We start from the raw sequence: 7,961 nt of genomic DNA on the forward strand, positions 1-7,961 counted from the left end.
GTTTCGGCCACGGGTCGGCCCTTAGCGTCCCGGCATGCCTCTGGGAACCACCACACGCCCGGCGCACGACGTGTTCTGCCGCCGGCTCATCGACGCGCACGCGGCGCCGCTGCCACCCGCGGTGGCGGCCGCCGCACGGCGCAGTCTCCTCAATGTCCTCGGCACCGCGGTCGGCGCGGCCCACAGCCCCGCCGTGGACGCCGCGCTGGCCGCTGCGCGGGACCTCGGCGCGGTGGGCGACACCGCCGTGCCGGGCCGGAGCGAGACCGTCGACGCGCACTGGGGGGCCGTGATCGCGGGCACCGCCGCGCACTTCGACGACTTCGACGACACCCACCTGGCGACCGTGATCCACCCCGGCGCCGCCACCATGGCCACGGTGCTGGCGCTCTGGCCGGAAATCGACGCACCCGGTGTGCGCTACCTGTCGGCGTTCGCGCTCGGCTGTGAGGCGCAGCTGCGGATCGGCAACGCGATCTCGCCGAGCCACTACGACCGCGGCTGGCACATCACCGGCACCTGCGGGGTGTTCGGCGCCGCGGTCGCCGCCTCCCTGCTCCTCGGGCTCGACGCCGCGGCCACCGGGGCCGCGCTCGCCCTCGCGGGCGACATGGTCCTCGGCCACCGCGAGGCGTTCGGCTCCATGACCAAGCCGTACCACCCGGGCAAGGCCGCGGCGAACGGGCTGCTGGCGGCGCGGCTCGCCGCCGCCGGGGTCGCCGCGCCCCACGACGCGCTGGGCGGCGCCGGTGTCCTGCCGGTGTTCAGCGATGCCGTCGACGAGGGCTGGCTCACCCAGGCCCTCGACGGCACCTGGGAGTTGGAGCGCAACGCGTTCAAGCCGTACCCCTGCGGGATCGTGGCCCACCCCGCGATCGACGCGGCGGTCGCCGCCTCGGCCGAGCTCGCCGACCCGTCGGCCATCACCGCGGTGGAGCTCGTCTGCCATCCGCTGGTGCCCGAGCTGATGGGCAGGGAGCAGCCGGCCGACGGACTCCAGGCCAGGTTCAGCGCCCGGCACGCGGCGGCCGTGGGGCTGCTCGACGGCCGGGTCGGCCTGCCGCAGTTCGCCGACGAGCGGGCCGTCGCCCCCGACGCGGCGCGGCTGCGCGCGCTGATCACACTGCGGCCGAGCGACGACTGCGCGCGCGACGCCGCCACGATCACCGTCGAGCGCAGCGGAGGCGACCCGGTCACCGTGCACATCCCGCACGCCCGCGGCAGCCTCGAACGCCCGCTGACGGACGAGGAGTTGTTCGCCAAGGTGGCCGCCCTCACGGACCCCGTGCTCGGCCCGCACGCGGCCGAGGCGATCCGGCGCGCGGTGGACGGCCTGGAGGCCGCCGCGGGCCCGCAGGACCTCCTCGCCGCGATCCGCCCCACCGGAGCAGCCGGCCGTACCGGGTCCGCCGGGGCCGTCGGCTCGGACGCAGAGGAGGGTGACCGTTGAGCGCCACCGATGAGGCCGTGGACTTCGTCCGTACGGCGGAGCCTTCGCGGGAGGCCCTGGAGCGGGCCGCCGCCGAGGTGTCGGTGTTCCGCGCCGCCGCGGCGGCGGGCGCGGGGACCGCGACCGTACACGCACTGAGGCGCGTGCTCGCGGGGCCCGGGCCGGATCCGTACGACACCGCGGACGCCGCCGGGACCGCCGGGGTCGCCGCGGCGGCGTCCGCGGGGCCCGCAGGGGCCGCCTGGGTGCACGGCACCGCGGCGGCCCTCGGCACCGGGCCGTGGCCCGAGTGGATCGCGGTGTGCGCGGCGGCGGCCGTGCTCGCGCCGCCCCCCGGGGCGGGCGGCGGCCCCGAGGCGGCGGAGCTCACCGCGGCCGTGGCCGTCGGCCGTGAGGTCGCCCGCGCCATCGCGGCCGTGCTCGGCGCCGCGCACCCCGCGCCCGGCTGGTCGGCCGCCGGCGCGGCGGGGACCGTGGGCGCGACGGCCGCCGCCTGCCGCCTCCTCGGGCTCGGCGCAGCGGAACTCCGCCACGCCTTCGGGCTCGCCGCCACCCAGGCCGCGGGGCTCGCCGCGGCCGATCCCACCCCCGCGGGCGCCGTGCGGATCGGCAAGGCCGCGGCCGACGCGGTCGAGGCGGCCGTGCTCGCGCGCAACGGATTCACCTCGTCCGTGCTGCCGTTCGAGGGCAGGCGCGGCATGTTCGCGCTGATGGCACCCGCCGTGGACGAGGGGTCGCGCGACCTCGCGCTCGGTGCCGGCTGGTGAGGACCCCGGGCCGGGCCCGCGGCGTCCATGGCCGCGCCCGGCCCCCACGACCCATGGCCGGGGCGTCCCCCGGCCACCACAAAACACGGAGGGCGCCGTGTACAAAGCTCAGATCGGGACGGGACTGTGTGCGGCCGCGCTGGGCGTCTTCGCGCTGGTCGAGGGGGCGGGCCTGCACATGTTCGGGGAGCACGGGGAGCCGGGCCCCGGCTTCTTCCCCGACCTCTCGGCCGCCGCGCTCGTGGTGCTCGGCGTCCTGCTCGTGGCGGTGAACCTGCTGCACGCGCTGCGCGGGCCGGCCACCGCGCCGCCCGCGGGGGAGGGCCCGCGGGAGGACGGGCCCGCCGGGGCCGCCGACGGATTCGACCCGCGCAGGATGCTGCGCGCCGGGCGGGTGTGGATCGGCTTCACGGCCGGCGTCTCGCTGCTCCAACTGCTCGGCTTCCTCGCCGCCATGGGCCTGCTCGTGGCGTACCTGCTGTTCACCGTCGAGCGGACGCGCGTCCCGCGCGCCCTGCTCGCCGTCGTCCTCATCCCGCTCGCCGTGTACGCGGTCTTCGCCTACCTGCTGGGCGTCGAACTCCCCACCGGCTCCCTGTTCGGCGGCGCGTAGCCGCCGCCGCGCACGTCCACGGGCCCGCGGGGGCCACGACGGCACGCCGCAGCCGCGGCGTACCGCACGGCCTCCGCGCATCCCGAAGACCGGAGAAGGAACGAGACACATGGGATCACTTCAGAACCTGTTCGACGGCTTCGGAGCCGCGTTCAGCCCGCTCAACCTCTTCTGGGTCGCGGTCGGCGTGGTGATCGGCACCCTGGTCGGCATACTCCCCGGCCTCGGGCCGCCCGCCACGCTCGCCATCCTGCTGCCGCTCACCACCAGCCTGCCGCCGGCGACCGGCCTCATCCTGATGGCGGGCATCTACCACGGGGCGAAGTTCGCGGGCTCCACCACCGCGATCCTGCTGAACATCCCGACCGAGCCGTCCTCCGTGGTGCTCTGCATCGACGGGCACCAGCTCGCCAGGAAAGGCCGGGCAGGACCCGCCATGGGCATGTCCGCCATCTCGGGGTTCGTCGCGAGCACCTTCGGCGTGCTCGCGCTGACCTTCGCGGCGCCGCTCGTGGCCGAGCTCGCCGTGGACTTCGGGCCGCCCGAGTACGCCGCGCTGATGGCGTTCGCCCTGCTGCTGGTGATCATGATGGCGGGCGCATCGCCGCTGAAGGGCTTCCTCTCGATGGCGCTCGGGCTGCTGCTCTCCACGGTCGGCGTCGACATCTTCTCCGGGCAGACCCGCTTCACCTTCGGCAGCACGGGCCTTTCGGACGGGATCGAGTTCATCACCCTCAGCGTGGGCCTCTTCGCGGTCGGGGAAGTGCTGATCAACGTCGAGACGAAGATGGGCCGCCCGCTGTTCACCGTCCCCCGCAAAATGCGCGAACTGCTGCCCACCAGGGCCGACCTGCGCGCCAGCCGGGGCGCCATCGCGCAGGGCTCCCTGCTCGGCTTCGTCGTGGGCGCCCTGCCGGGCGGCGGCTCCACCGTGGCGTCGTTCCTCTCGTACACCCTCGCCAAGCGCACCTCGAAGACGCCGGAGCGCTTCGGCAAGGGCGCCATCGAGGGCGTCGCCGCACCCGAGGCCGCCAACAACTCCGAGTCGGGCGGCGCGATGATCCCGCTGCTCAGCCTGGGGCTCCCCGGCACGGCGAGCACCGCCGTCATGCTCGCGGCGCTGCTGCTGTACGGACTCCAGCCGGGGCCGCTGCTGTTCACCCAGCACCCGGAGATCGGCTGGCCGGTGATCGCCAGCCTCTACATCGGCAACGTGGCGCTGCTGATCCTCAACCTGCCGATGATCCCGGTCTGGGTGAAGATCCTGAAGATCCCCTACTGGGTGCTGTACCCGGCGATCCTGGTGCTCGCCGTGGTCGGCGTCTACAGCGTCCGCAGCTCCATGCTCGACGTCTTCATGCTGACGGGCTTCGGGCTGCTCGGCTATCTCTTCCGCAAGGTGGGGATCCCGGCGGCGCCCATGCTGATGGCCTTCGTGCTCGGGCCCATGGCGGAGAACGCGATCAGGCAGTCGCTCGTGCTCTCCGACGACAACCCGGCCATCTTCGTGGAGCGTCCGATCTCCGCGACCGTCCTCGGGATCGCCGCTGTGGCCGTCGTGGGCCTGCTCGTGACCGGCCGCCGCAGGCGCGCGGCCCTGCCCAAGGCCCCCGTGCCCCCGGCCGGGGAGCCCGCGGCCCCGGCCGGGGGCGAGCCCGAGTCCACCGGTACCACTGAACCGACCAACGCCCCGTGAACCAGGGGCCCCACCCGCGGGACGGCGGGCGGGGCCCCGGTACGGGAGAGGAGAGCAAGCCATGCGGAGAGGTACCCGGTGTCTCGCGGCGACGGCCGCCGCCGCGCTCGCCCTGACGGGATGCGGGCTGCAACGCGGCGGCATGTCCTCGGCGGGGGTGCCAGGCAGGACCGAGGTCGTGGTGCACACCGGTCCCGGCGGCGGCAGCGACGTCTTCGCCCGCCAAGTGGTCAAGCTGATGCAGCAGACCGAACTGATCAAGGCCAACTGGCCGGTGCGCAACCAGCCGGAGGGCTCGGGCATCGGCGCCATGTCGTACCTGATCGGCAGGAAGGGGCGGCCGGACAGCATCGCCGCGGTCACCCCGACCTGGCTGGTCACCCCGCTCACCCTGGACGGCGCCTCCGTCTCCGTCGACGAGACCCAGCCGATCGCCGGGGTGCTCACCGAGCCGCAGCTGCTCGCCGTCCCCGCCAAGTCCCCGTACCGCAGCGCCAAGGACCTGGTCGAGGCGGCGAAGCGGCAGCCCGACAAGCTCGTGCAGGTCGGCGGTTCGGTGACGGCGACCGACTCCCTCACGGGCAAGGCCCTCCAGGCCAGGACGGGCGCCAAGTGGAAGTACCTCACCTTCAGCGACAGCGGCCAGCGGATCGCCGCGCTGCTGCGCGGCGACGCCCAGCTGATGATCGGTGCGACCAACGACTTCTCCGAGCAGGTGAAGGCGGGCCACATCAGGATCGTCGCCGTCGTCGGCGACCGGCGCGTCGCCGCTTTCCCGAAGGTGACGACGCTCAAGGAGCAGGGCTTCAGCGTCGCGGGGCTCCCCGAGGAGTTCCGCGGCTTCGTCGGCCCGCCCGACATGCCGCAGAAGGCCCTGGCGTACTACCAGAAGGAGTTCGGCCGGCTCGTGAGGACACCGCAGTGGCAGAGGTATGCGCGGCAGAACGGGGACATCACCAGGTTCCTCGACGCCGCTCAGTTCAAGCAGCTCATCGAGGAACAGCAGGCTCAGTTGAAGAAGCTCGTCGACGAACTCGGACTGGTGCAGAAATGACCACGGACACCCCGGCGAACACGGACACCCCTGGGGGCACGGACCCCGCGGCGACCACGGACCCCGCGGCGGCCGCCGCGCCGGGCGCGACCGCGCGGCTCGCCGCCTTCACCGCGGGGCTCGACCTGGCCGCCCTCCCCGGCGCCGTCGTCCACGAGGCCAAGCGCGCCCTCGTCGACTGGCTCGCTGCGGCGCTCGCCGGCGCGGGCGAGCCGCCGACCGACGCGCTCCAGCGCGCCTCGCGGCGCCTCGCGCCCGGCGGCACCGCCACGGTCGTCGGCCGCGCCGAGCGCGCCACCGCACCGTTCGCCGCCCTGCTGTCCGGCTTCGCCTCCCATCTCCAGGACTACGACGACACGTTCAACCCTGGCGACACCACCGTGCACGGCAGCGCCCCGGTCTGGCCCGTGGTCTTCGCGCTCGGCGAGCAGTACGCGGTGAGCGGCGCGGCGGCGCTCACCGCGTTCGTCGCCGGGTTCGAGACGGAGGCCAGGGTCGGCATCGCGGCGGGCCCGGGGCACTACGAGGCCGGCTGGCACGTCACCGGCACCACCGGCCACCTCGGCGCCGCGGCCTGCGGCGCCAGGCTCCTCGGCCTCACCCCCGGGCAGACCGCCCACGCCCTCGGCTGCGCCGGCACCCAGGCCGCAGGACTCAAGGAGGTGTACGGCACCGACTGCAAGGCGCTGCACCCGGGGAAGGCCGCGATGGACGGCCTGCTCGCCGCGGTACTCGCCGACGAGGGCTTCACCTCGGCGCCCACCATCATCGAGGGCCCCCGCGGCTTCCTCGCCGTGCTGGCCCCCGCACCCACCACCGCGCCCCTCACCGAAGGGCTCGGCAGCCGCTGGCACCTGAAGGCCAACGGCTACAAGGCGTACCCCAGCGGCTCGCTCACCCACCCCACCCTGGACGCGCTGCTCGCGCTGCGGGAACGCCACGGGTTCACTGCCGACGAGGTGGCCTCCGTGCGGGCGCGGGTGCATCCGTACGCGGCGACCGTCACCGGCAAGGTGCGCCCGCGCACCGGCCTCGACGCCAAGTTCAGCCTCACCCACGGCGCGGCGGTCGCGCTCACCGCGCCCCGCCCCGCCCTTGAGCACTTCACCGACGAGGGCGCCGCCGACCCCCGTACGGCCCAGGTCGCGGAGCGGGTGGAGGTGGTCGCGGACGAGAACATCGGCAAGCGCGGCGCCGAGGTGAGCGTCACCCTCCGCTCGGGCCGGGTGCTCAGCGGGACCGTCACCGACAACAAGGGCACCCCGGGCAACCCGATGACCGACGCCGACCTCGCCGCCAAGTTCCTCGACGTCGCCGCGCCCCGGCTCGGCGCAGGGCCCGCACGCTCGCTGCTCGACACCTGCTGGGCCGCGGAGGACCTTGCCGACTTCGGCGACCTCGTACGGCGCACGGCGGGAGGCGCGGCATGACGGAGGACACCGCGCGCGGGGTGGCCGTGGTCACCGGGGCCGGGCGCAACCTGGGCCGCGCGATGGCGCTCGCGCTCGCGGAGGCCGGCCACGCCGTGGTGGTCAACACCCGCGCCGACCTGGCCGCCGCCGAGGCCGTGGCGAAGGAGGCCGAGGCGTACGGGGTGCCCGCGCGCGCGGTGGCCGCGGACGTCACCGACCCGGCGCAGGTCGAGCGGCTGATGGCGCGGGCCGCCGAACTCGGGCCGCTGCGGGTGCTGGTGAACAACGCCGCCGTGCGCACCAGGATCCCGGCTGCCGAGCTGACCTTCGACGACTGGCGGCGCGCCCTCGACATCACGCTGGACGGCGCGTTCCGCTGCGTGCGGGCCGCGCTGCCCGCCCTGCGGGCGTCGGGCCGCGGCCGGATCGTGAACATCATCGGCGGCAACGCGCTGCGCGGCGACCCGGACCGCGTCCATGTCTCCGCGGCCAAGCACGGCCTCGTCGGCCTGACCCTGGCGCTCGCCGAGGCGTGCGCGGGCGACGGCATCACGGTGAACGCGGTCTCGCCCGGCCATCTGAACGCGCCCACCGAGGCGGAGACCGCGCGCAACCGCGCCGAGGTGGCGGCGGCCGTCGCCTTCCTCGCCTCCCCCCGGGCCGCCGGGGTCACCGGCGAGGTGGTCTCGGTCGGCCCCCGGCGCCCCGGGCCGCGGCGGCCGTGACGCGGCGGCCCTCATGCCGCGCCCCCGCTGCGCCGCCCGCCGGCCCCGGCCGTGCGGGCGGCGCAGCGCATGGTCCCTGCCGCTCCCGGCGGCTGGTGCTTCGGGCGTAGGGGATTCACGCCGATCCGCCGGAACCGGACCCGGGGGGGGGGGGGGGGGCGGCCGGGGGGGGGGGGGCGGGCGCCCCCCCCCCGCCCGGGGGGGGCGGGGCCGCCCGAGATCTAGCCGGACGACTAGAATAGAG

The 7,961-nt window shown here is 75.5% G+C and carries 7 protein-coding genes; all 7 read left to right on the top strand.

Annotation, left to right across the window (positions count from 1 at the left end; genetic code table 11):
• Positions 1 to 34 precede the first annotated feature (34 nt).
• The 7 genes from AB0910_RS30410 (at position 35) to AB0910_RS30440 (ending at position 7,717) form a co-directional block, all read left to right on the top strand.
• Complete coding sequence (locus AB0910_RS30410; protein ID WP_366747884.1) at positions 35 to 1,450, top strand: MmgE/PrpD family protein; 1,416 nt, start codon at positions 35 to 37, stop codon at positions 1,448 to 1,450.
• Entirely contained in the window at positions 1,447 to 2,217 is a 771-nt protein-coding gene (locus AB0910_RS30415) for an MmgE/PrpD family protein (RefSeq protein WP_366747885.1), read from the top strand. The genes AB0910_RS30410 and AB0910_RS30415 overlap by 4 nt, the downstream gene beginning before the upstream one ends.
• A gap of 97 nt (positions 2,218 to 2,314) precedes the next feature.
• Positions 2,315 to 2,830, top strand: coding sequence for a tripartite tricarboxylate transporter TctB family protein (locus tag AB0910_RS30420; RefSeq protein WP_366747886.1), 516 nt, complete (start codon positions 2,315 to 2,317; stop codon positions 2,828 to 2,830).
• Positions 2,831 to 2,939: 109 nt separating this feature from the next.
• Positions 2,940 to 4,526, top strand: a complete 1,587-nt coding sequence (locus tag AB0910_RS30425; protein WP_366747887.1) for a tripartite tricarboxylate transporter permease — start codon at positions 2,940 to 2,942, stop codon at positions 4,524 to 4,526.
• A gap of 61 nt (positions 4,527 to 4,587) precedes the next feature.
• On the top strand, positions 4,588 to 5,580 hold the full coding sequence (locus AB0910_RS30430; RefSeq protein ID WP_366747888.1) for a tripartite tricarboxylate transporter substrate binding protein: 993 nt from the start codon (positions 4,588 to 4,590) through the stop codon (positions 5,578 to 5,580).
• The gene (locus tag AB0910_RS30435) at positions 5,577 to 7,010 is read left to right on the top strand and encodes an MmgE/PrpD family protein (protein ID WP_366747889.1); all 1,434 of its coding nucleotides are present in this window, start codon (positions 5,577 to 5,579) and stop codon (positions 7,008 to 7,010) included. The genes AB0910_RS30430 and AB0910_RS30435 overlap by 4 nt, the downstream gene beginning before the upstream one ends.
• On the top strand, positions 7,007 to 7,717 hold the full coding sequence (locus tag AB0910_RS30440) for an SDR family NAD(P)-dependent oxidoreductase (RefSeq protein ID WP_366747890.1): 711 nt from the start codon (positions 7,007 to 7,009) through the stop codon (positions 7,715 to 7,717). The genes AB0910_RS30435 and AB0910_RS30440 overlap by 4 nt, the downstream gene beginning before the upstream one ends.
• Positions 7,718 to 7,961: the final 244 nt, after the last annotated feature.

Source organism: Streptomyces sp. NPDC047002, assembly GCF_040704505.1.
Taxonomy (GTDB): Bacteria; Actinomycetota; Actinomycetes; order Streptomycetales; family Streptomycetaceae; genus Streptomyces.